Annotated in this window: 17 protein-coding genes; 9 read left to right on the forward strand and 8 right to left on the reverse strand. The window is 44.7% G+C overall.

The genetic code is table 11. From position 1 onward, the window contains the following. Positions 1 to 39: 39 nt before the first annotated feature. Positions 40 to 966, reverse strand: a complete 927-nt coding sequence (locus SDE_RS14915) for an alpha/beta hydrolase (protein ID WP_011469323.1) — start codon at positions 964 to 966, stop codon at positions 40 to 42. Positions 967 to 1,151: 185 nt separating this feature from the next. Here SDE_RS14915 and SDE_RS14920 point away from each other — a divergent pair, with 185 nt between their 5' ends. After that, positions 1,152 to 2,567 carry a DUF1800 domain-containing protein gene (locus SDE_RS14920; RefSeq protein ID WP_011469324.1) on the forward strand — a complete coding sequence of 472 codons (1,416 nt, stop codon included), beginning with the start codon at positions 1,152 to 1,154 and terminating at the stop codon, positions 2,565 to 2,567. A 23-nt stretch (positions 2,568 to 2,590) separates the two neighbouring features. After that, positions 2,591 to 3,739, forward strand: coding sequence for a DUF1501 domain-containing protein (locus SDE_RS14925; RefSeq protein WP_011469325.1), 1,149 nt, complete (start codon positions 2,591 to 2,593; stop codon positions 3,737 to 3,739). An 86-nt stretch (positions 3,740 to 3,825) separates the two neighbouring features. On the opposite strand, the gene SDE_RS14930 is transcribed toward SDE_RS14925, so the two are convergent. Then, positions 3,826 to 6,084 (reverse strand): xanthine dehydrogenase family protein molybdopterin-binding subunit, encoded by a 2,259-nt coding sequence (locus SDE_RS14930; RefSeq protein WP_011469326.1) that lies wholly within the window; start codon positions 6,082 to 6,084, stop codon positions 3,826 to 3,828. Continuing rightward, complete coding sequence (locus SDE_RS14935; protein ID WP_011469327.1) at positions 6,084 to 6,551, reverse strand: (2Fe-2S)-binding protein; 468 nt, start codon at positions 6,549 to 6,551, stop codon at positions 6,084 to 6,086. The genes SDE_RS14930 and SDE_RS14935 overlap by 1 nt, the downstream gene beginning before the upstream one ends. Positions 6,552 to 6,874: 323 nt before the next feature. Here SDE_RS14935 and SDE_RS14940 point away from each other — a divergent pair, with 323 nt between their 5' ends. From SDE_RS14940 to SDE_RS14950, 3 genes are all read left to right on the forward strand, one after another. Further along, entirely contained in the window at positions 6,875 to 7,204 is a 330-nt protein-coding gene (locus tag SDE_RS14940; RefSeq protein WP_083763039.1) for a J domain-containing protein, read from the forward strand. Between the two features lie 136 nt (positions 7,205 to 7,340). Then, positions 7,341 to 8,963 carry a response regulator gene (locus tag SDE_RS21430; RefSeq protein WP_011469329.1) on the forward strand — a complete coding sequence of 541 codons (1,623 nt, stop codon included), beginning with the start codon at positions 7,341 to 7,343 and terminating at the stop codon, positions 8,961 to 8,963. A 204-nt stretch (positions 8,964 to 9,167) separates the two neighbouring features. Further along, complete coding sequence (locus SDE_RS14950; protein ID WP_011469330.1) at positions 9,168 to 12,794, forward strand: PKD domain-containing protein; 3,627 nt, start codon at positions 9,168 to 9,170, stop codon at positions 12,792 to 12,794. A gap of 98 nt (positions 12,795 to 12,892) precedes the next feature. Here SDE_RS14950 and SDE_RS21435 read toward each other — a convergent pair whose 3' ends face one another. The 4 genes from SDE_RS21435 to SDE_RS14970 form a co-directional block, all read right to left on the reverse strand. Further along, positions 12,893 to 13,498, reverse strand: a complete 606-nt coding sequence (locus tag SDE_RS21435) for a CDP-alcohol phosphatidyltransferase family protein (RefSeq protein ID WP_011469331.1) — start codon at positions 13,496 to 13,498, stop codon at positions 12,893 to 12,895. 71 nt (positions 13,499 to 13,569) lie between these two features. Then, positions 13,570 to 14,271 carry a hypothetical protein gene (locus SDE_RS14960; protein ID WP_011469332.1) on the reverse strand — a complete coding sequence of 234 codons (702 nt, stop codon included), beginning with the start codon at positions 14,269 to 14,271 and terminating at the stop codon, positions 13,570 to 13,572. Between the two features lie 53 nt (positions 14,272 to 14,324). Continuing rightward, on the reverse strand, positions 14,325 to 17,525 hold the full coding sequence (locus SDE_RS14965; protein ID WP_011469333.1) for a VIT domain-containing protein: 3,201 nt from the start codon (positions 17,523 to 17,525) through the stop codon (positions 14,325 to 14,327). 336 nt (positions 17,526 to 17,861) lie between these two features. Then, positions 17,862 to 18,755, reverse strand: a complete 894-nt coding sequence (locus tag SDE_RS14970; RefSeq protein WP_011469334.1) for a bile acid:sodium symporter family protein — start codon at positions 18,753 to 18,755, stop codon at positions 17,862 to 17,864. 320 nt (positions 18,756 to 19,075) lie between these two features. Here SDE_RS14970 and SDE_RS14975 point away from each other — a divergent pair, with 320 nt between their 5' ends. From SDE_RS14975 to SDE_RS14985, 3 genes are read left to right on the forward strand one after another with little or no spacing between them, the layout of a single operon-like run. Beyond that, entirely contained in the window at positions 19,076 to 19,480 is a 405-nt protein-coding gene (locus tag SDE_RS14975; protein WP_011469335.1) for a hypothetical protein, read from the forward strand. After that, complete coding sequence (locus SDE_RS14980) at positions 19,470 to 19,700, forward strand: hypothetical protein (RefSeq protein WP_011469336.1); 231 nt, start codon at positions 19,470 to 19,472, stop codon at positions 19,698 to 19,700. Before SDE_RS14975 ends, SDE_RS14980 begins: the two co-directional genes overlap by 11 nt. Beyond that, positions 19,697 to 20,119 (forward strand): hypothetical protein, encoded by a 423-nt coding sequence (locus SDE_RS14985; RefSeq protein ID WP_011469337.1) that lies wholly within the window; start codon positions 19,697 to 19,699, stop codon positions 20,117 to 20,119. The genes SDE_RS14980 and SDE_RS14985 overlap by 4 nt, the downstream gene beginning before the upstream one ends. Before the next feature lie 383 nt (positions 20,120 to 20,502). Here SDE_RS14985 and SDE_RS14990 read toward each other — a convergent pair whose 3' ends face one another. Continuing rightward, the gene (locus tag SDE_RS14990) at positions 20,503 to 22,119 is read right to left on the reverse strand and encodes an L-lactate permease (RefSeq protein WP_011469338.1); all 1,617 of its coding nucleotides are present in this window, start codon (positions 22,117 to 22,119) and stop codon (positions 20,503 to 20,505) included. Between the two features lie 164 nt (positions 22,120 to 22,283). On the opposite strand from SDE_RS14990, the gene SDE_RS14995 reads away from it, so the two are divergent. Further along, the gene (locus SDE_RS14995) at positions 22,284 to 23,273 is read left to right on the forward strand and encodes a 2-hydroxyacid dehydrogenase (protein WP_011469339.1); all 990 of its coding nucleotides are present in this window, start codon (positions 22,284 to 22,286) and stop codon (positions 23,271 to 23,273) included. Positions 23,274 to 23,292 lie beyond the last annotated feature (19 nt).

A 23,292-nucleotide genomic window follows, 5' to 3' on the forward strand; every position in this document is an offset into this window, starting at 1 on the left:
GCTTGAAGCCACATTCCGCTTTTGACCGAAACGTGGAAACTATTTCCCAGCCTGCTTTTTATTCGCTTCCGCTATTAATTGTTTAATAAACTGCAGTGCTTGCTTATAAATATCGGGGTGCGTTTTTGCAATTGCATGGCCGGCCCCGGCCAGCTCGCGGTATTCATACCTCACCTTTTCCTTGGCTAGCGCGCTTGCAAACACCCTACTGGCTTGCACATTCACCACAGTATCTGCATCGCCGTGGGCAATAAACATTGGTGAATCTGTTTCATCCGCATAGGTTATGGGCATAGCTGCCGCAGCCAGTTCTGGGGCATCGCTAGGTTTAGCCCCCAAAAACATAGCAAGGCTTTGATTGTTTCGATAACTTGGGTGCTCAAACTCCGCAAGTGGGCCAGCAAGTAATATAGCGGCAAAAATAGACGCGCTTTCACTCTCCCAAAGGCCATGTGTTGCAAACGGGTCGTTATTGCCCGTTACCGCCAGCATTGCAGCTAGATGCGCGCCAGCGGATGTACCTAAAACAATTATACGATTAGGGTCTATGCCATAAGTTGCAGCATTCGCTTTTAAAAAACGAATTGCCGCTTTTACATCCTCGACCTGCGCGGGAAAAGTGTAATCAGGCGCAAAGCGATACATTAGTGCCGCCCCAACAAAGCCCTTGCGTGCGTAGCCTTCTATGGATTTTCGCTTACTTTCCTTGGAGCCCCGTCGCCAAGCGCCACCGTGAATAATCACTAGTGCTGGCCTGGCTGCATTACCTGCCGTATGCGCCGAAGCGATATCAATAGTAAGCGTCACCTCCCCTACTTTTCCCACAGGCACATCGCTATATAACTTTACTGTACCAGTGCTATCGTTTTTATTGGCGCAAGCAAAACTAGCAAACAACAAAACACTTACAAAGCCACAGAAACGTATTAAAAGTTCGGCCTTTATAACAAGTCGCTTCAAAAACATTATGCTCTGCCTCTCATTCTGCTTTGCCTCTGGTTAACCAATTAAATAAAAATGTGAAAAAAAATGCATTTGTATAAAAACGTATATCTTTCTATGCAGAATGTGCCAATAATTTAACCATTCTCGCCCAATAACAAAATAAAGGCTAGCCACTACAGTAAAGCGGCATAACCCAGAGGCACACAATGAACAACCAAACCGCCAAACAGAGCGAGGCACAAATAGCTGCAGTCATTGCCACCCATCGTTTTGGCCTAGGCCCGAAGCCAGGCGAACTTCGCGCAGCGCAAACTAATCCAAAAGAATGGCTTAAAGCACAAATAGGAACTCGGGTATTTAATAACCCACAACAGCCGTTACCAACATCTAGCGACCTAATGCTTGTGTATTACCAATTTAGACAAACTAAAAAGCAGCTCGACGAAGCGGAGGCTAGCGGAAAAAAAATACTCCAACAGGCACAACTTGAATTATTTGCCGAGAAGAACAAACCCATTCGGCATTTCGAAAACTTTATAAATGACTCGCTTAACCAAGCCGCAATGGCTAACAATAGTTTTGCGTGGCGCTTACTCGACTTTTTTTCGAATCACTTTAGTGTATCGGCCAACAACGGTGGCATGAAGTTTCTTGCCCCCACCCTAGAGCGCGAAGCAATAGCGCCACATTTATTTGGTAAGTTTGCAGATATGCTCGTTGCGGTAGAATCGCACCCCGCCATGTTAGTTTATTTAAACAACGAAAAATCATTTGGCCCTAACTCCACCGCAGGTAAGCGCAGTGAAAAACGTAATAAAAAACTGGGATTAAACGAGAACTTAGCCCGCGAGATATTAGAATTACACACCCTTGGCGTAAATGGTGGCTACACACAGGCCGACGTAATAGAACTTGCCAAGGCTATAACAGGCTGGAGCATTCATTTCGCGCGCGACAAGAGCACCGCACCGGGCTTTTTCTTTAGAGCCAATACACACGAACCCGGCGCGCGCAGCATTCTTGGCAAAACCTACCCCACCAGCGGCTTAACACAAGGCCAAACCGTACTGCGCGATTTAGCAGTACACCCCGCCACAGCAAAGCACCTTGCATTTAAGCTAGCCCGTCACTTTGTTAGCGACACACCACCTGCCAGCCTTGTTGCTACGCTAGAAAAAACTTGGCTCACCAGTGGGGGCGATTTAACCCGCGTAATGCACGCGCTTGTAGATGCGCAAGAGGCATGGCTACCAGAAAAACAAAAACTTAAAACCCCGCGCGAATTTTTACTGTCTGCTAGCCGCGCCAGTGAATATGCTAAATGGCAAAAGCATCAGGCCATCAACGCATTAACGGAATTAGGGCAACAACCCTTTAATGCCGGCTCACCCGCAGGGTATGGTGATACAGCCGCAGCGTGGAATGGCGCAGACGCGCTGCGTGCGAAAATTGAATTTAGTGCGACTGCGGCTAAACGTATTAATACGCCAGCCAAAACGCTTATTGAACTTTGCTTTGGCGACACGTTATCGCCATTGTCTCGCCAATCTATTTTACGGGCCGAAAGCCAAGCGCAAGCGCGCGCGTTACTTTTTCTTAGCCCAGAATTTATTCGTCGTTAAACCTCGTATAAAAAGAGAAAACTATGCAACGCCGCAAACTTATAACACTTTTTGGAACAAGCTTACTGTTGTGGCAAACTCCTTTGCTTGCGGCCGCACCCAGTAGCATTGATAAACCCGACAATAAAAGCCCCAGTAAAAAATCCAATAAAAAGCCCAGCAAAAAAATAGTATGGATAATGCTGCGTGGCGCAATGGATTCCCTGCACGCGGTGGTACCACCTATAGATGATGATTTACTGAAGCTGCGCAAAGAATTAGTTGAGCCTATAGCCAATACGCTACAACCACTAGAAAAAGGGTTTGGCCTCCACCCAGACTTGGCTTTTTTTCATAAACTATACAAACAAAAACAGCTTAGCCCCGTAGTCGCTACTGCAACACCCTACAGGCAGCGCTCGCACTTTGACGCGCAGGATTTTCTAGAAAGTGCCACCACGCCCACAAATCACAATAATGGTTGGCTGGCTCGCACAGCGCAGCAATACAATGGCGACGCTATTGCCATTGCACAGTCTACGCCTATTTCTTTGCGCGGCGAGATCGCCGCGCGCTCTTGGTACCCCTCTTCGCTGCCAGAAGCAGAGGATGACCTATACAATCGTTTAGCAACAATGTACGAAAACGATGCTGAGCTTTCCAATTCGCTAAACCAAACCTTAGATACGCAAAACATGGTGGGAGACTTAGCAACCAATAAGCGCCCCAAGCTACCCGAACTTGCACGGGCCTGCGCTACCTTATTGAAAGAAAACAACCAATTAAACTTTGCCATGATAGAAATGGGCGGTTGGGATACGCACAACAACCAAGTGCGCCGCTTAAGTGTTGCCTTTAAAGAATTAGATGCAGGCTTACAAATATTGCACGATCAATTGGGTGAGGCTTGGCAGGATACTCTGGTAATTATAGCTACCGAGTTCGGCCGCACGGCTAAAATTAACGGCACCAAAGGCACCGACCACGGTACAGCGAGCGCTTTATTTTTTGCGGGAGGAAGCTACCAAGGTGGCGATGTAAAAGGTAAGTGGCCGGGCCTGGCAAGCAATCAACTTTACCAAGCCCGCGATTTAATGCCCACATCCAATACATTCGACTGGATAAACCAAAGCATTCAAAGCCACTTAAACCTAACAACAACTCAAATGAATCAAGTTTTCCCAACAATTTAGACGTTTTTATTCGCCAGTATCTAGCCGCTAATTGCTAGCGACTAGATACTAGATACTAGATACTAGATACTAGCGATTAGCGATTACTAAACTTTAAGCACTTTATTTACAGGTAAATCTCTAATGCGTTTGCCGCTAGCATGGTAAATAGCGTTTACAATACTCGGTACCACAGCTGGCAAACCTGGCTCGCCTACACCACCTGGCGCCTCATCCGATTCGACTAAGTGTACAAATAACGGCGGAATTTGATTAATTCGCGAAACAGAATAATCGTGAAAATTACTTTGCTCCACTTCACCATCTTTCACCGTAATTGCGCTAAACAAAGCTAACGAGTGCCCCATAATCATGGCGCCTTCCATTTGCGATTTCACTCTATCGGGTGTAACTACTAAGCCGCAGTCTATTACCGTGTGCATTTCCAACACTTCAACTTTGTCTTCCACCACACGCACTTTAGTTGCGGCTGCAGCGTAAGAGTTAAAGCTTGTGGCGTAGCCAATACCCCAACCTTCGTTAGCGGGTAATTTTTTATCAATACCCGCCTTATCCGCAATAAGGTTAATTACGTTTTTCATACGTTTAGTGTTTACTGCGTATGCGGGGGTAGATTGGCCATAGTTCACCCAGCCGTCAAAGCCCTCTTGCGCAGGGTTTACAATGCGATCGTCGCCCAGCAAGTTCATCCACATTTTGCGCGTGCTAATTTTTGCTTTTGCGGCCAGCTCATCAACAAAACAGCCCATAGCAAAGGCATTGTGAATATTCTGTACCGCGCGAAACCACCCTATGCGAAGATGTGTAGACACTTTTTGTGTTTCTACGCTTAGGTGATCCACAGCGAAAGGTAAGTCGCCAAAACTTTGCGACAACAACATGTTACCGGGGGTATCGGTTTGGTGATTAAAAATCCACCCTATTGGCGGGTGCGCAACACGTGCAATCACATACTCGGCACGATTATCTTTTGTTAATTCTGCCTTGTAATAATTGGCCGAAGGGGAGTGATAAAAACCGTGCTTAACGTCATCTTCCCTGCTCCAAACAACTTTAACTGGGCGGCCACTCGCTTTGGCCAGCTCTACAGCTTCAATAGTAAAGTCATTTTTACCTTTGCGACCAAAAGCGCCACCCATTAATGTAGTGTTAAAAACAACTTTGTCGGCATCTTTTTCTGGGTCGAGGCCTAGCTCTTGAAACACCATGCCTTTACCCCATTGCGGTGTTTGAGTACCAGCCCAAACAGTGCAAATACCATTTTCAATAACGGCAGTTGCAGCAGGCGTTTCCATAGACATATGGTGATGATATGGAAAAGTGTATACCGCCTCTACGGTGCGCTCGGCATTATAAGCATGGCTGTACACGTCACCTTCTGTGCGAACAGAAATACCTTTTTCGCTCACTTTCTTAACAAGATCTTGCATATAGGCGTCGGAATTGTGACTTACGTTTTCGCCCAAGTCCCACTCTATTTTTAGTTTCTTGCGGCCTTCTAATGCTGCCCAGGTATTGGTTGCTAATACAGCAACACCTGAAACTGGATTCGTTAACACGGGTAAGCTTCTATCTCGCAACTGAATTACATCCACCACACCCGCTACTTTTTTTGCTTCGGTTGCATCAAAGCTTTTCACCTTACCTAACAATACTGGTGGTCGCTGTATGCTGGCAATAAGCATATTAGGTAGCTGTATATCGTGCGCGTATGTTGCCTTGCCTTGCACAATATCGGCCTGCCCCTGTAGGGCTACGTCTTTACCTATAAGCGAGAAATCTTTGTTCGCTTTTAGTTTTACGCTTTCTCTATCGGGTACAGGTAGTTTTGCCGCAGCACTTGCCAACTCACCAAAACCTAATTTTTTACCCGTCGCGGTATGCACCACATAATGCTTTTGCGCTTTAACCGCCGTTTTATCTACTTGCCAGGCATTGGCTGCCGCTTGCTCAAGCATATCGCGCGCTATTGCGCCCATTTGTCGCGTATAGGTAAAAAAGCGACGAATAGAAGCCGAACCGCCGGTGCTTTGATCGCCAAATTTACTGTCGCCCGGTGCCAATTGCGCAGTTACTTTTTGCCAATCGGCTTCCAACTCATCGGCGATTATTTGCGGCACGCTGGTTAATATGCCCTGGCCCATTTCCATTCGATGACAAAATATTTTTACGGCACCGTTGGATTCTATACTCACAAACACCCCTAGCTCGGCACTTGCTTGGTGTGCATTATTACCCGCTGCGATACTTAGCCCTGGTATTGCAGCCCCCAAAATAAATGCACCGCCCGCTACACCAGTGGCTTTTAAAAACCGGCGTCGATTAACATTAATAATTTGCGACATTACTTCACCTCCTGCATTTGCACAGCGGCTTGCTTAATCGCTTTTTTAATACGCGGGTAAGTACCACAGCGGCAAATATTGCCTTGCATATAGGTGTCTATATCTTTATCGGTAGGGGATGGTTTTTGCTTAAGCAGGGCCGCAGCACTCATTAATTGCCCAGCCTGACAATACCCGCACTGAGGAACATTATTATCCACCCATGCTTGTTGTAAGGGGTGCAAGCCCTCGCCACTGGCCAACCCTTCTATTGTGGTAATAGCCTTACCTGTTACTGCCGCGAGCGGTGTTAAACAACTGCGCACTGGCGTGCCATCTACATGTACAGTGCAAGCTCCACACTGCCCCAGCCCACAGCCAAACTTTGTACCGGTTAATTGGGCAATATCGCGCAATGCATAAAGCAGCGGCATATTAGGGTCTGCATCTAAAGAGTGTTTTTTTTGATTAATGGTAAGTTCTAGCATGGCTTTTTCCCATCCGAGTTCGATCTATTATTGAGCCCTTAACGTTTGCGTTAAACGTTAGGTCGAATATCCCTAGCCTATAAAAGTATGCAATTACATTTTTATTATTGGGGTAAGCCCCCTATTAGTAACCAAGTATAACTAGCCCGCAGTGGAATATAAGTTATTAGCACAGCCAGTAACCGCACTTGCACATTTTTATCTTATTTTGAGTTTTACCCATAAAATGTGACCCGCTTAGTGAAATCAAGGTTGATTTGTGCGCCACCACTTTTTACTATAGCGATATTCAGCCAACCACTCCGAACCCAACCATATTCCTCATGCCCACTCAGCACTTACATACCCTAGGCCTTCCCGAGGACGCGGATATGGAGGCGATTACCAAGCGCTTTAGGCAACTGGCAATGCACTTGCACCCAGACCGTTCGGGCAATGCCTTGGATGAGAAGTTTTTGCGCTTATGTGAGGCGTACCGCCATTTAAGGCGCCACTATAACGAGCAATCGGCCACCCCATTATCGTTAGCCACTCAAACTCGCTGGGATGGTATAAACCGCCGTCGTGGCCGTCGTGGTTGCCGTACACAGCGTCGTTTTCACACTGTGTGCCATTCCGACTTCAAGGGCGTACACCTCAGCGTTAAAGCCTAATTGCCTTCCTTTGGTATTATTTAACCAACAACAAATGTATACGCTGCTAGACTATTTATAGACACTTATTAGCTAGCCGCTACAGGATCACACCAACCTCACCTCAACTGCCGGCCCATACCCAAGGCACAGCGCTATGAATTTGCAAACGTTAATACAACGGCTTTCAACGCTTTATACCACCCCAGCTAATGGTAATAGCGTAAAGCTAACCCCCTCTACTAACGATTTGCTCTTCACCCCCTTAGAAACTAGCCTACCTGCCTTTAAGCAAGCCATCACCGCTTGCATAGACTGCGTTCTTGCGCTTACTAGCAATTCTACAATTAGCGTAACGCTCACGCCGTCTGGCGATAACCACCTAAGCTCAAACCCGCAGCAACTAGAAACTACCCTTAGAGTAACAAGCCCTACCGCCCACAACGCGCACTTAGTTAGCTTTGCAAAAGCCCTGCAGCAAAGCCCGCATATTTTTGCTTGCCACCAGTACATTCAATCCGTGCATGGCAACCTTCAGGTTAGCGATATAGTTACGGCACAAGAAAACCACTGCCTAGTAATAACCTTTACGGCTTCAATTGCCCAAACAAAGAATAATTCTGATGAACCGCAAACTGAAGAAGAAAATTGGTTCAGCGATGATGCGCCCGATGAAATAAGCCCAGCGCAAACAGATATACCAAATTTAACAGGCAAACGTATTTTAATCGCGGAAGATGATTTGATTAATCGACAGCAAATTACCGCAATACTAGACAAAACAGGGGCGCAATTAGATACAGTAAACAACGGCTTGGCAGCATTAGATAAACTAACCAATTCTGGTTTTTTCGATTTAGTGTTAATGGATTTACAAATGCCTTTAATGGACGGCATAGAAGCCACTAGAACAATCAGAGAAAACCCAGAATGGCAACAGATACCCATAATAGGCCTAACCGAAAACAGTCTAGAAACAGATATTAATATGAGCCTTTCTGTGGGAACAAACGAGCACATTAACAAGCCAATAGAAGAGGAAGCGCTACTTCACATTGTAAATAAATGGCTAACAATCCATTCAAAACGCCCTACAGATTTACCGCAAGTAGTCGTCGACTTTAGTAGCGTAAGTTTTATTGCGCCTACACATGCACAGTTAACTTATTTACTCAATGAATTTACGTCTAAGGTTGCTGAGTTCGTGCAACCGAACAGCCTCAATGCAGAACAAACAATTACACTGTGTAGAAGGCTGAACGAATTAGATATTTGTTTAGCGCTACCTCCACTGCAACACGAAGTAAACCGAATACTAGAAACAAACGACGGTAATGAGAGCACATTGCTAGAGCACTTATTAGACCAATTAATAATAGCGTGTAAACGCGAGCTAAATAAATCTACGCAAACACCAGCATTACCCTATCACGGTATTACCATAGAGGGGTTTGATTGCGACTCTGCAATAGCGCGTCTAGCCAACAAACCAGACAGATACCTACAAGTGCTAAGTTTGTTTCTAAAAAACAACACAAACACTACCAACGAATTATATACCGCTATTGCCGCTGCCGATTGGCAAGCAGCACAGCGAATTGCGCATAGCAGCAAAGGTTTAGCCGCCACCATAGGCGCCACCGCACTAACGGAGGTGGCCGCGCAACTAGAGCATCACCTCAAAAGTAACCAGTCGGTGCCAACAGAATTAAACGCTAAGTATGTAGAGACACTTGAAACCACACTTACCTCCATTAAAAATTACCTAAATACGCAATAATTTTTAATTTATTGAATAATTCCTTTCTTTTTTGAAAAACCTCTCTTTTCATATTGACCCCACACTCTTATTGCGGCTAAATCGCGCAAGTTAGGATGGTCGTGCCAATGCAATGAATGCCCACCTGCACGGTTCTACGAAGTAACGACACTCGCTAAAAAATAAACTTTATTTCTTTTACTCGAAAACCTTAAGGGATTTAAGATGACACTCTCGTTTACACCTCAACTGCGAAACATGCTCGCATCAGCGGCATTTATTCCGCTGCTATTTAGCGCAAATCAAGTACTAGCGGACGAAACCGTTCAAGCCACACCTCAGTGGAAAATAAATTGGTGCGAAAAGCTCGCCCAAAAAGACACGCGCTTAGCCCGCATAATTAGCCACTATTTGCGTTGCGATAGCATTGTAAAAACCAATACAGCTCCCACTGCAGTAGCAAGTGCGCCGCAGGTTAGCAGTGATAGCAGCTATATCACTTTAGATGGTACAAGCTCTAGCGACCCAGATGGCGATACGCTTAGCTACCAATGGACACAACTAGCAGGCGCAGATGCCATAGTTGTAAGCAGCCTAACCTCGGCCACACCCACTTTTTATATACCAACAGGTAGCGCAGGTGATGGTCTTGTATTTGAGTTAGTTGTAAGCGATGGTGAGCTTAGCAATAGCACAGAAGTTGTTATTGACGTGCCCTATTGTAACGATGCCGAAGGCGAAGTATTTAACGAATGTGTCGACCCAGACTGGGCGGGCATTAGCGCGTGGGAAATGCTAAACGACGGCACCTATGAAAACTACCACTACACCAGTGGCCACAACAACTACCAAGCCAATTGGCAGGTGGTAGATAGCGGTGAAGCCCCCTACGGCAATGTAATTGATGTGCAATACGCGGAAGGCCACAACGCCTATTCCATGGTACGCATTTATAACCGCTATGGCGCAGGTAGCACAGCGGATATGGCAGCGTATCAATACGGTCATATCGAATTCGACCTACGCGTGCTGGATTGGGGCAACCAACAGCCCACAGGCTTAGAAGTGATTATCGAATGTGTATACCCCTGCACTAGCGCAGCCTACCCTGTAGACGCTGGCGACATTGGCGAATGGCGTAAAATCACCATGCCGCTAGAATATTTCATCAACACAGGCTTAGACATTTACAACGTCGAAATGGGCTTTCAAATATCGCCTCAATGGGGCGCACAAGCTGGCGTGCATTTTCAAGTGGATAATGTGCGCTGGGTAGAAGGCGAAGCACCGCCTGTAGACACAAGTTACTTTTTATATAGCTTTGATGAACCAGAAAGCATAGACGCCTGGCAAGCTTGGTTTGCCAATAATAATGGATCGACGCCCAATAAAAGCTTTGAAAACGGCGCACTTGCTTTTAGCCCTACATGGGTAAGCGAGAATGATTACTTTAATCACGTTGTTGATTTAGGTGGGGCATACGACCTTAGCCGCGCACGCCTTAGCGCCGATGTTTTACTACCAGAAGAGTATTTCCCTAATTTTGAAGTTGGCTTGAGTTTATTTTTGCTAGATAGCAACGGCATTTATGCCTCTGGTAATTTCTATGGCCCCTGGGACCCAGCTGTACCAGGTCAATTCTTTAATGCCGAATTTTACAATGCAGAGTTTGGCATAAGTTCAAGCGAAGAGAATTTTGATATAACCCAAGTCACGCACATTGGCATAGGTATTTATGCTATTAGCGGGCTTCCATCCTCTTCCAGCACAATATTATTCGACAATATTGAACTAAATTTAAACCACCTAGGCGAACCACCTGTAAACGTAGACCTAGGCAATCCGCCACCAGAAGCAGTAGATAACTACGAACTTAGTTACCTTATTTATACCAGTGGCGGTGCGCCAGATTACGACATGGTGTTCGACTATGAACCGACCGGCAACGGCTTTTATATTCGACCTTACTGGCAGCAAGATGAATTCGCCGTTGGTGTTATGCTTAATCGCCCAGAAACCTTTAACTTTACCGATGGCGAATTAACTGTAGATGTATTTGTACCCCAACAAGCAGTCGCTACCGATGGGGCAATAGAGCTCGAAATGGATGATGCCTACGGCAACTTCGCCAAAGTTCAACTGCAATCATTTAGCACTTTAACCAATAGCGGCTGGCTAACCTTAACCCTCTCACCAATAAACTACGCCACCATAGGCGCCCCTGCTCACTTCGACGTAACTAAAATTACACGCGTGCGCTTACTTATTACACGCGGCAGCGCAGCAGAAGGTAGTTTTGGCGAATTTATTGTTAACAACCTTCACCTAGCCCCGGGTATCGATTTTACTAATGGCGGTAACAGTGGCGGTGATAACGGAGGTACTGGCGGCGACGGGCTTACGTTTTTACCCTTCGATGAATTCGGCTGGGTAGCAAATAATTGGAGCGGTGACTCACCCTTAGATTGGTATCAAAACGGCAATAACATAAGTGTACAATTTTCGACTATTAAAGCCGACGATCGCATGGCACTTATCAATTATTTACCCCATACCATCAATCTAACCAATGGCGCTTTTGTTGGTGAAGTGTATGTACCCAGTGAGCTATTCAACAGCCTGCAATACATTGATGTATTTGTATTCGACGAAGATTACAACTACGCAAGTATACACTTTGCAGATAGCTACGCTCTGGTAGTAGATGGCGAAACAAATCTCGCTCGATTTGAACTTAACGCAGATACCCTTTCAAATTACGACATACAATTAGATCGTATCCACGCGTTAGGCCTACATTTTTACTTTGTTAACGATCAAACAGGCATAACCGAAACGATTGAGTTCACCAACTTAGGCTTGCGGTACGACCCAAGCTTACCAATAGGCAATGGCGAACCAAGTGTGGATTTCTCGGAATGGGGTGTGGGCGCTTATAACGGTGAACCCGGCGCTTCGTTTTATGCCAGTGGCGACACCTTTTATGTTACCCCAAGATGGTATGCGGAGGACGATCAACTAGCAATTGGCCCAGACTTCTATTCGCCCATTGATGTGAAATACGGGCAGCTATCTTTAGAAGTGTTTATTCCTGAAGCAGCGGCAAACTCACCAGCCACCATGACATTTTTCGCACAGGATGTGCACGGCAATCGCGCCAGCACACACCCCATGGCGCTAAATATGTATGGCGGTGCTTTTTGGCACACTATTTTTATAGCACCATTTAGCGCCGAAGCGTTTGCAAACGCAGACCCCGCTTTCGACGCCTCGCAGTTAGCCAGCTTTGATGTTGTAATCGCAGCCAACGGCAGCCCTCTAGGGGAAGCCGGTGAATTTGCTATCCGCAATTTAATATACATGGCTGGAGACCCGCCCCCAGGTAACGAAAATCTTATAGAGAATATGTTTGTATTTTCAACCCAAGGCGCAGCGCAACCCAGCTGGTACTTTGTAGGCGAATCGCTTGCGGTTATACCTAGCTGGCAAAGTGCAGAAGATATTATTACCGCTCAGGCAAGCTTGCCGACTCTTGCTAACCTGCTTTACGGCGGCGCCAGCTTCGATATTTTCGCCCCAGCAGAATATTCGCAAAGCAACTTAAGTGCACGCCTTGTATTTTTTGATATAAATTATCAAACAGCAACCACACAATGGGTAGAGCTAAATACGCAATCAGGTAACTGGCAAACTATTGCGGTAGATAATATTAGCCACCATAGCTTTGCAGACCAACACGTTGATTTTGACGCAACGCTTGTCACACAGGTGAATATAGAGTTCGCAGCAAACGGCAACCTACCACCGCAAGCGGATATAGAAATAGCAAATGGAAGGCTTATAAGTAATTAAGTGCGTGACGCACTAAAGGATATATACGCTGTACTAGAGCCAACCTAAAGGTTGGCTCTTCTATTCTTAACACTCAAACACAACAACCGAACTAATTACTAGTTATACAAACCTATTGCAACACCAACAAAGGTGGCAACTGCCATCAGGGCAGAAAGCCCACCTAGCAAACTATTTCGTTTAGTTTTACAGGCAGACAACCAAAACAAAACGCTCACAATCGTTAAACTAACCGCTGGAATAATTTCAGCAGGTCCCCCCCAATATAACGCGTATAAACAAATCGGAAACACACACAAGCTCAACGGAATACCTATTACAATATCTTTTACTTTCTCGCTTGCGTAATAAGCCAAACGCATAGCGCCAACAGCAACCACCAACGCTGCTAGCACAAAAGCCAATAGAGAAAACGATAAAAAATTGAGTATAAAGGCTGCAGGGAAGCAAACATAAAGCAAGAAATCGCCAAAAATATCTAGGTTTCCGCCGAAATCCGAAACCACATCAAGCTTTCGCGCTATTGGACCATCAATTTGATCGCATACAACGCCAACCACTACCAGCATCACCGCCCATTCCAAACGACCCGCCACAGCCAAACACACACCAGCAGCCCCGCAAATAACCCCAACCAAAGTAACAACAACCGCAGGATTTACATAGAACAGTAGAGGGAAAAGTGGCTTAATAGCACGGCGCATATGTATGTCTCACATTTAAATTCTTAAGCATTACACGAAACCAATGCCATTGCACCCCTAACAAGCAATAGCTAATCCATACCCGCTAGAAACAAAACCAAAGCGTTTGCCACTTCACCTAATGATACAGCTATAGCTTCTAGTTCCGCTTTTTTCTTCGTCTCATTAAAGTTGGTGTCGTCGGCTTTCTTAACTAATAGATACGAATTAGTCGCCACGGAAGTAAACGGTACTATCCCTTTGCGCACATCTAACAAAGCGGCCTCTACACTACAATATGCCTTGGTCTCATTCGCGGTCAAAAAGCGATACTTTTGATACGAATTACAACTAGAGCGGTATACCAATAGCAAATCAGCTTGATAACGCGCAGCCGCTTCGCGCAGATAGGGTACAGTGCGCTTTTCAGGAACAAGCATACTAGGCAAGAAAGACGCATCGTAAATCTTGGGTGAAGCCACGAGCGCCTGCACAAAGTTGGTAGTTATCGAATCGCTCAACTCAGTAAAGTCATTCGAGTAGTAACGCCAATAACTGTCTTCAGATAACTTTAATATCGCCACTCTATTTAGCTTAGGCAAGGTGAGTTTATAGCTAAGAATCCGTTCTATATCTGCGTCGGAAAGCAATTCGCCCGTGCCGAATAAATCAGTACTGCCTTCGCTTTCGGCTTGATATTTTCCCGCATAATATGAGTCTGGCCGTTGTAACGAAGATGTAGAAGCACAGCCCACCACAGAAAGCACCAACAATATACTTAGTATGGTTTTCATAATATTCCCTATATACAATATTTTTTATACATACCTAATAAACAATTTCAGAGTTACTTAGCGGGCGTAAATTTAATCGACCCCACATAAATTTCACTACCGGATTTTTCTACGCGCATACTTTGCGTTTGCGAATCTTCTTTTTCATACCCGTAATAGGTAGTGGCCGTTAACGTTAACGTTAACGTGACCGGTTTGGTTAGCTCTGCCGACATATTTGCATAGAGATTGACATACACCTTGTATTCACCCTCAAGTGCGTAGCGCGCATAATAAACCTCAGGACCATAGCCATCTGTAATATCTACGCTAATTGCACCGCCGCTAAAACCTTGCTTATTACTGTAGCCTACTCGCTCACCTGTCGGCTCTTCCACCCATAGGTCTATATCTGCCGTACGCGAATTCCATGCAAGCGAGAGCCTTATCTCCATAGGTAAATACGCAATTAGAGATTGAGGTAAATCACCAACATTTAGTTTAAAGTCGGTGGTATGTAACAGCCTATTCAACGACTCTAATGCGAGAATACGTAATGGTTCATCCTCTTCCCAGGGGCCCAAAGCAACATATAAGAAGGTATCAACTGCGGCTTGAAAATCCGTTTGCAACCTAGTGGTACGCGCTTTTGCAGATTGTGCCTTGGCTAAATTCAAGTGTGCAGAAGGCTCATAGGGCTGTAATTTAATCACCTCTTCAAACAGGAATATTGCTGTATCAAAGTCTTCTAACTGTAAATAGTTAAACGCAGCTAGGCTTATTGCCTCATCATCCCCCTCACCAAGTTCAAGCACATTGCCAAGAATTTTTCTTGCTTGCTCAACCTCACCGTGCTGGATAAACACCTGGGCGGCATCCATATAAAAGTTAAACGAGGCACGATACTCTTCTCTCCACGTCAAATATTGTATATATCTCGCTTTCGCATCCAACGCATTATTTAATGATGCGTAATACGGGGCCTCGGGTTTCCATTGCGACAAACTAATGCTTTGGTCGCCACCAACTTCGTCCGCGTCTCTACGTATATCTTCAGCTGTGCGCATCGACGCGCGAATTCCCGCAACAACAACCTCTTCAAGCTCACCGTCATCCAAGCTAGCAGACAGTTTTTTAGTTTCTATTGCCTTCCAGTTTTCAATATCCTGTTTAGTTTTTCGCTCTTGGCTTTGCCAACTTTGTACTCGGCTGTGCCATTGCTTTTCCAGAGCGCGAATAATATCTTCCCGTGAAAGCGCTTCATCAGCTATATCCGCTCGATACTCGTCATATTTATCTGCATATTCTATTTGTGCGGGCGGTGGAATGCCGTATTCCACATATTGCTCAATGTCTTCAAGCACCAATAGCGAGGTGTAGGGCGTGGGAATTCTGTGCCGTACACCCAAGGCAACAATACGCTCTTTTGCTGCTGGCCCTTCGGCATTAAGCTCGTCTATTTTAGCGCTTAGCCATTTGAACTTTGCAATGCCAGCCTGTTTCAATGGCAGCTTATTTAAATTGAGTGTTTTATATCTACCATTACCTACGCTTACACCCACTTTGCTAGCTATTTCTGGCACTTGCGAAACTATGCTTAACGACAATTTATTTTCAATATTCCACTTTATAAAACTATCAGCGTTCCAACTACCGCCCCGCCCTTCAAATTTAACATCTACTTTTGGTGGTCGCATACCAATTAACGCAACTAAATCCGAAACAGGTAACAGCCTTGAGCTTAAACTCAAGCCTCCAGAAGCGCTGCTTATTCTGTTCGCCAGACTATGGTTAGTGGGTGCGGTGGTGGTTATACAATACACCGGCCTAGCAGAAGGCTGAAATTCACCATTAAAGAACTGCGGTTTGAAATCGCTAAAAATGATGGAGTAAGATGCATCTAAGCCTGCTAACCTAGAGAACAGAGGATAAAAGTTAGTCGCTCCATCATAAGCAACAGTATTTATATATTTCGTAACGTTAGAGGTTAGCTGTTCGTCTACCGCAAATACTTGCGAGCCTGTAATTGCGTTGGCAAACAATACCACTTCCACTTCAAGCGGTTTGCTTTTGCTATTTTTGGTTTTAACGTTTGCAAGCAATTCTGCGAGTATTGCCTTGTTTTGCACTTCGCTTTCAAGCATAGATAGCGAAGTATCCCAATAAAGGGTTACACGCTCGGCATTCTCTATGGGCGTAAGGTTCGTTCGAGAAAAAGTCATAATGGTCGCCCAATAGCGATCCCCAAAGTCATCTTGCTCTACAATATCTACACGCTTATCGTTAGTGGCAATGGCAAGTACTAGCGGCAAGGTTGCTTCTAACCTCTCTGCATCGCGCTGGCGTGTATAGCGGTAGCCGCGAAAATGCTTATGCTTTATTTTTTTCCAATCTTGCTGCTCACCAAGCGCGCGCTTAAGCTCTGGGAATTTATTTGACGCTAGCAGATCAACTTTCACATCCAATTCGGCTTCACCGCCAATCTTATCAAATGGAAAAGTATATATAAGTCTGCCCGTTTCATCCGCTTCAAGCGACTCTACATAGGTAAACCGGATGCTGCGCGGTTGCCCTTGGTTTATAGGGTAAATTTCTATTGCAAGTTCATTGCTATTGGTTAACTCAACTAAAGAAGGATCTATATTTTCGTCCTCTATCAACTCAAACACTTGCCGCGCCCGTGCTTTTTCTACCGCAACACTGTCTATCATTACTCCTTCCACATCTAAAGCATACGCGGTAAGGGTTGCACTACTCGGTAGAGGGAAGCGCAACATAGCCTCATAGGTTTGGTCGGTGGCATGAGTAACAGACAATTCGACCGTTGTTTTAGCATTACGGCCCGTAATTTCAGTATGAATAGCAACCTTGGGAATAGTAAAAACGGTCCACTCATGATTTTCCAATATGGAAGGCAGCGTTTTAACACTCGCCATTCGAGTAAGCTCGATGGTTTCATCCCCTTCCGGCATTAACGATAAACCATCTGGCGTTAAAGCATAATCAACAACCATCTCTTCAAAATCATCGGCGTCGATAAAAATAATACGCGAACCTTCTACTTTATATTTGTATCGGGTTATTTCGTAGTCCGCCCCTTGGCCTTCTTCTATTAGGCCTTTGCTTGCCTCATCAAATTGAACGATTATTTTACTTCCATCTAGAAACCCGACCCAACGCCCCAATAAACTAGCAGTAGGCGAAGCAAATGCAGACGCGGTTAGAAATATATTAACTAAGATGAAACAGAGGGTAAGTGATCGAAACACTTGCATGGGAAGTCCTTTTCTTAACCTATAGGCATTGTAGGAGGAAGGTTGGCTAGCTGATATTACCCGCAACTAACCATAGGGACAAGCTTGCACCCTCTCGCACACAACAATGAGACAACCCCACCGTCTGTAAACAGCCACAGGGGCCAGCCCATACGTAAACAGCGCAGGTTTAGCGTAAAAGCCATATATAAATTAAGAGAGAATGCGTTTGTTGCACGGGAAGAAATGGAAAGGCTTATTGCAGGGTAGAAAACACTAAAACACCAAGGCCAACCACATGCAGGGCTGGCCTCGATCAGATTTATTACTGCATATTACTACATATCTTATTAAAAACTAATCCACTCTTACCTCAGCTACGCCTAATCCTTTCGGCGCCCAGCCAAACTGCGCATAGGCAATAAACATTAAGGAAACGGTCAACATAACCACAGGATACACCGCAGCAGGAATGGAGTATTCGACAGTATTTAAGAACGTAGTTGCCACAACCACAGCCATTACTGGATTTTGAATACCGGCTTCTATGGCTATAGTGCGGCGGTGAGCACCACTAAAACCTAATAGACGTGTTAACAGTAGGCTAATGGCTACGGCAGCTAAGCAAAACACAGCTAATGGCAGCCCTAAAGTAGAAAACATAGCAGCGATAGTCGCTTTTTCTTTAACGATGGTGGCAATCACTAGCAATATAATAAACACCAGCGTCATTACTTTTACACCTTGCTCACAACGCGCGGCAAACCTTGGTGCTTTCCATGAGGTAAATACTCCTAGAAACGTCGGCACTAATGTAACAACCAAAATCATCACAACCATTTGCGCAATCGAAAAAGAAACCGCTGCTTGAGATTGAAAATATGCGAGTGCTAAGCTTGTTATTAATGGCACACTCACAATTGCCAAAATACTACTCACAGACGTTAACGCAATAGAAAGCGCCACATCGCCGCGACTTAAGTAAGACACCAAATTTGAACCTGGCCCGCCTGGGCTTGCGGCCAAAAGCATTAAACCCACAGCAAGAACTGGGTCTAGCGAAAAGCCAACCGCCAATGCAAAGCCCAATGCTGGCAGTAAAAGTACTTGCAAGCTTACCCCTACTACAACGGGCTTAATATTTTTAAGCAAGTATTTAAAATCTTTTACTTGCATTGAAAGCCCCATACCAAACATGCCCACAGCCAAAAACAAGGGCGCCAATTTCGCCAACACAGCCACGTTATCCATAAGCAGTTCCTTTTAACTTATCCACTGGTTTTAAAAGCGCTGATGGTAGCACAGGCTAAAATCACAAAAATAAAATAACATTCCACCTATAGTGAAAGATTAGTGAATAACAAGGATTTATTTTTAGTAGGGCAAGAGCTAGCGATTGGGGAGCAATTTAAAAACGCGCCAAGCATTGCGGGCTGCCGACGGAAGACAAAATGAGTAGACAAAATGAGAAGTGACAAAATGAGACAGTCACTTATTCAATCAAATCAAAAGACCGCGCCATCCAAAAAATCATAAATGATTACGGTGGTGATGCTACGAAGATTAAAGTTTTGGCTAGGAACAAAATTATCGTCCCTCCTGATAAGCTGGACGCAGCAGTAGCGGAATTGGCCAAACGAGGCGTGAAAATTAAGGTAATAGATGGCACCAAAGATCCATTAGGCTATAGCGGTGTCAACTTCACGATTAAGACGCAATCTGGAATAGTTGGCGAGATTCAGGTCAATACACCTGCGATGATCTATGCGAAAGAGCCAGAACCAATAGCAAGAGCCTTACTTGGAGACGATTTATATACATCTATTGCAACGAAATCTGGAATACCTAGTGGCCAAGGTCATAAACTTTATGAGCAATGGCGAGTTTTGCCAGATTCTGATCCAGAACGTTTAGTAATTGAGGCTCAAAGTAAAGCCTATTATGACGCCATAAGGAAATCTATCAATGGCTATTAAAACAGGGGAGTATTTAAACACTAAAGATGTTTATATCGATTACCCCTTTGAAGAAGTAATGTTTAGGCGTATGAAAAAAAACGGAGCTATTTACAGAAAATTTTATGGCGAGAAAGAGTCTACCGAGGTAATACATTATCAAAATAAGTTATACAATGAGGCTCTGTTGTCCGGCGATGAAATTACGCAAGAAGAATATGAAATTGGTGAACATCGTTGAGTAATCTTGAGAAAGCTATAGCGGTAGCTACAAAAGCACATGCCGGCCAGATAGATAAAGCAGGTCAACCTTATATTTTGCACCCATTACGATTGATGTTTAAATTTGAAGCTGAAATCGAAATGATTGTGGCAGTGATGCACGATGTAATTGAAGATAGTGCCTTTACCCAAGACGACCTTAAAAAGCTAGGCTTCTCAAATGATGTAATTGAAGCAATTGATTGCCTGTCGAAGAGGAATGGGGAGGACTACAATAGTTTTATATTACGCGTATCAAAAAACGAACTAGCTAAAAAGGTCAAAATTGAGGACATTAAGGACAACCTGAATTTAACTCGATTAAAAATAATCACAGATAAAGATCTTCGAAGAGCTGAAAAATACCATCGTGCATTAGCCTTACTCACTAAGCAATAGCTCCAAATAAATCACATCGAGGGTTGATCTCCCTCGTCCGCATGGGAACGCACACGAACTTACCAAGCTACGTAAACCGTCCCCCCCCTATTCAACCCTGCATATTTCCTTGCACAGAAATAACGCCAATGCCCGCCTCATCGATATATCCTCGCTTAACCGGATTTTGATGAAAGAATTCAATATTCTGCTGTATCACCACTTAGCCTTACATCAATTCAAGCTGCACACCTTCTTGCCAAAATTGATTAGCGCGATCACTTTTCTAGGCTTATTTATAAAACACCAATTACTCTAAAGCTTTCCTTGCGTTACATTAAGGCGATATATGTATCCCTTCGTAGAAGCGTGGATACGAGTATACGAATTAACACCGCTTAAGTTTAAGTAAATGGAAATATACGACTAACAAGCCAACCAACTACGCCAACGGCTCCACAATAAATAAGCATTGGGCCGAAAGTTAGTCGTATTATGTGGCCTTCTTTTCCTGTTAGGTGCACAACGGCCGCTGCGGCCACCACATTCATCACGCACACCATATTGCCCGCGTTAGAGCCCAGTAGTTGCAAGGCCAAAATCAACGAAGGTGAAAGGTTTAATGCCTCTGCCGCTTCCATTTGCAGACCAGAAAACATCATATTTGAAAAAGTAGACGATCCTGCGACAAAGCTGCCCAAGGCGCCTATTAACGGAGCGAAGAATGGCCAGTGTGCTTGCAAGCCATCTACGGCTTGGTTAGCTAATTCTGTTGGCATGGCATTTAAACTATTGTCGTTCACTCCAGAATGGATGAATATACGCACCATTGGTACGGAACTACCCAGCGCGATAGCAGCCGGCCATAGGCTTTCTACTGTTTTTTTAACGGCATAAAGGGTTTGCTGTTTAGATGTTTTAAATACAATACAGGTTACACAAGCAACAAAGGCAAACAAGGTACCCGGTAAATAAAGCGGTGCTAGGCTGCTTGAAATGTTCGTGCCAAGAATATTTGCCCAGAGCCATTGAAAAGACAGTAAAGCCGATTTTAGCGGCAACATTGATAGCCGGCTAAGCACAAGCAACAACGCTGCGCTTACATAGAGCAACCAAGCCTGCCACAGGGGGATAACCGCAGCGGAATGATTTACTTCAGTCAGTTCGCTTAGGGGCGGGTCGGTAGCAAATCGCCAAGGTTGCTTTGGCAGTAACCAGCCGTGCCTTGCAACAAAAACCATAATGAGCATGCCTATTAAAGCCCCTATTAAGGACGGAAATTCAACGCCAATATATTTTGCTACTAGCCAAGCGGGTGCGGTAAACATTACCCCAGAGAGAAGCGCGAACGGCCATATCTGAAAACCCTCACGCCAGCTTTTGTTTGCACCAAAAAGACGAGTAAGTAATAGCGTCATCATTAATGGAATAAAGCTTGCGACAAAAAAATCGATAGACATTGCTGTTACAGCGATAGTCCGTAACTCCGCATACTCAATGCCTGGTACACCCTGACCAATACCGACGAGAACCGGTGTTCCAATGGCACCAAATGAAACTGGCGCACTGTCTGCAATTAACGCCAGCGCAACAGCGGCCAAAGATGGAAACCCTAAAACAACAAGAAGCGGGGCTACAATAGCTGCCGGCGTACCAAAGCCCCCAGCCCCTTCTAGAAAGGCACCAAAAAACCACGCGATGATAATGGCCTGTACGCGCCTATCTGGTGAGATGCCAAAAAAGCCGCTTCGGATGCTATCTAATGCTCCACATGCTCTTAAAACATTTAATAACAATAGTGCGCCAGAAATAATAATCAAAATAGAAAGGGCTATTACCCAACCCTCGAGGGTGGCAGCGGCCATTTGTTTTAGGTGTATCCCCCATGTACTCCAGGCAAGAAATGCGAATACAGCAAAGCACAACGGCATGGCTTTTACAGCAGGCATGCGAAAAACCACTAAGAATAAAAATATAGAGGCAATGGGTGTAAGCGCGGTTAGTAGTTGCAATAAACTCATAGTTGAGCACCCTAAAGTAAATGCGAGAACCTTAACTTGATGCACCGCAAAGGTTACGCTATTTTGTGAGCACACTAGCACAAGAAGCTATACAGTATACGGCGTAGTAGAAATTACACATCTCAACGAATTCATGCCCACTTTAATACAAAGGGAGCCGCGTAATGAAAATAGGTCTTTTTAGCAGTAAAAAGTACGATAAAGTTGTTTTTCATCAAATAAACTCTGGGCAACATGAAATAACTTATCACCCTGTTAGGCTCAACAAAGATACGGTGAAGTTAGCAAGCGGATTTGAAGCTATATGCTGCTTCGTTAATGATGAGATTGACGCCTCTGTGATCGCAAGCCTAAGCAACATGAATGTAAAGCTGCTTGCCCTGCGATGCGCCGGTTTTAATAATGTTGATTTACCTGCCGCGAAAGCCAATAACTTGCCTATTTGCCGAGTACCAGAATATTCGCCCCACGCCGTAGCGGAGCATACTTGCGCACTAATATTAGATTTAAACCGTAACATCCACCGCGCTCATAATCGCATACGGGAAAACGATTACTCTTTGGACGGGCTTTTGGGTTTCGACTTACATGGAAAAACGGTGGGAGTGATTGGGGCGGGTAAGATTGGTCGTGCCTTTATCAAAATCATGCTTGGTTTTGGTTGTAACATACAAGTGTGTGACCCCGATTATGCCCAGCCGGACAATCCCAAAATAAAAAAAGGGGACTTGGATGACGTGCTGCAAAACTCGAACATTATTTCGCTACACTGCCCGTTGGTGCCAAGTACACATCACATGATCAACCAAGCGGCCATAGATAAAATGAAACCAGGTGTAATGTTAATTAATACGAGCAGAGGGGGATTAGTGGATACCTCGGCGGTTATACGTGCATTAAAGAACAAAAAAATAGGTCATTTGGGGTTGGATGTATACGAAGAAGAAAGTGAAATGTTTTTTGAAGACTTTTCTGACACCTTCATTCAAGACGATGTATTTGCCCGCCTACAGACTTTCCCTAATGTAACCATTACAGGCCATCAAGCATTTTTCACCAAAGAGGCTTTAGAAAAAATAGCCCGTACAACCTTAACTAACATCGAGCACTTTCAGCGCGGCGAGTTTGATAAAGTTCATTTTGTTTCCACTTAAAAATAAAGTAACAATTTAA

The sequence above is a fragment of the Saccharophagus degradans 2-40 genome (genome assembly GCF_000013665.1).
GTDB classification, from domain to species: Bacteria; Pseudomonadota; Gammaproteobacteria; order Pseudomonadales; family Cellvibrionaceae; genus Saccharophagus; species Saccharophagus degradans.

Bases quoted from the DNA above. Each gene is read 5' to 3' on its own strand.
- SDE_RS14995 (WP_011469339.1), top strand. From the start codon at position 22,284: ATGAAAATAGGTCTTTTTAGCAGTAAAAAGTACGATAAAGTTGTTTTT.
- SDE_RS14920 (WP_011469324.1), top strand. From the start codon at position 1,152: ATGAACAACCAAACCGCCAAACAGAGCGAGGCACAAATAGCTGCAGTC.
- SDE_RS14950 (WP_011469330.1), top strand. From the start codon at position 9,168: ATGACACTCTCGTTTACACCTCAACTGCGAAACATGCTCGCATCAGCG.
- SDE_RS14970 (WP_011469334.1), bottom strand. From the start codon at position 18,755: ATGGATAACGTGGCTGTGTTGGCGAAATTGGCGCCCTTGTTTTTGGCT.
- SDE_RS21435 (WP_011469331.1), bottom strand. From the start codon at position 13,498: ATGCGCCGTGCTATTAAGCCACTTTTCCCTCTACTGTTCTATGTAAAT.
- SDE_RS14980 (WP_011469336.1), top strand. From the start codon at position 19,470: ATGGCTATTAAAACAGGGGAGTATTTAAACACTAAAGATGTTTATATC.
- SDE_RS14960 (WP_011469332.1), bottom strand. From the start codon at position 14,271: ATGAAAACCATACTAAGTATATTGTTGGTGCTTTCTGTGGTGGGCTGT.
- SDE_RS14915 (WP_011469323.1), bottom strand. From the start codon at position 966: ATGTTTTTGAAGCGACTTGTTATAAAGGCCGAACTTTTAATACGTTTC.
- SDE_RS14935 (WP_011469327.1), bottom strand. From the start codon at position 6,551: ATGCTAGAACTTACCATTAATCAAAAAAAACACTCTTTAGATGCAGAC.
- SDE_RS14940 (WP_083763039.1), top strand. From the start codon at position 6,875: ATGCCCACTCAGCACTTACATACCCTAGGCCTTCCCGAGGACGCGGAT.
- SDE_RS14930 (WP_011469326.1), bottom strand. From the start codon at position 6,084: ATGTCGCAAATTATTAATGTTAATCGACGCCGGTTTTTAAAAGCCACT.
- SDE_RS14990 (WP_011469338.1), bottom strand. From the start codon at position 22,119: ATGAGTTTATTGCAACTACTAACCGCGCTTACACCCATTGCCTCTATA.
- SDE_RS14925 (WP_011469325.1), top strand. From the start codon at position 2,591: ATGCAACGCCGCAAACTTATAACACTTTTTGGAACAAGCTTACTGTTG.
- SDE_RS21430 (WP_011469329.1), top strand. From the start codon at position 7,341: ATGAATTTGCAAACGTTAATACAACGGCTTTCAACGCTTTATACCACC.
- SDE_RS14965 (WP_011469333.1), bottom strand. From the start codon at position 17,525: ATGCAAGTGTTTCGATCACTTACCCTCTGTTTCATCTTAGTTAATATA.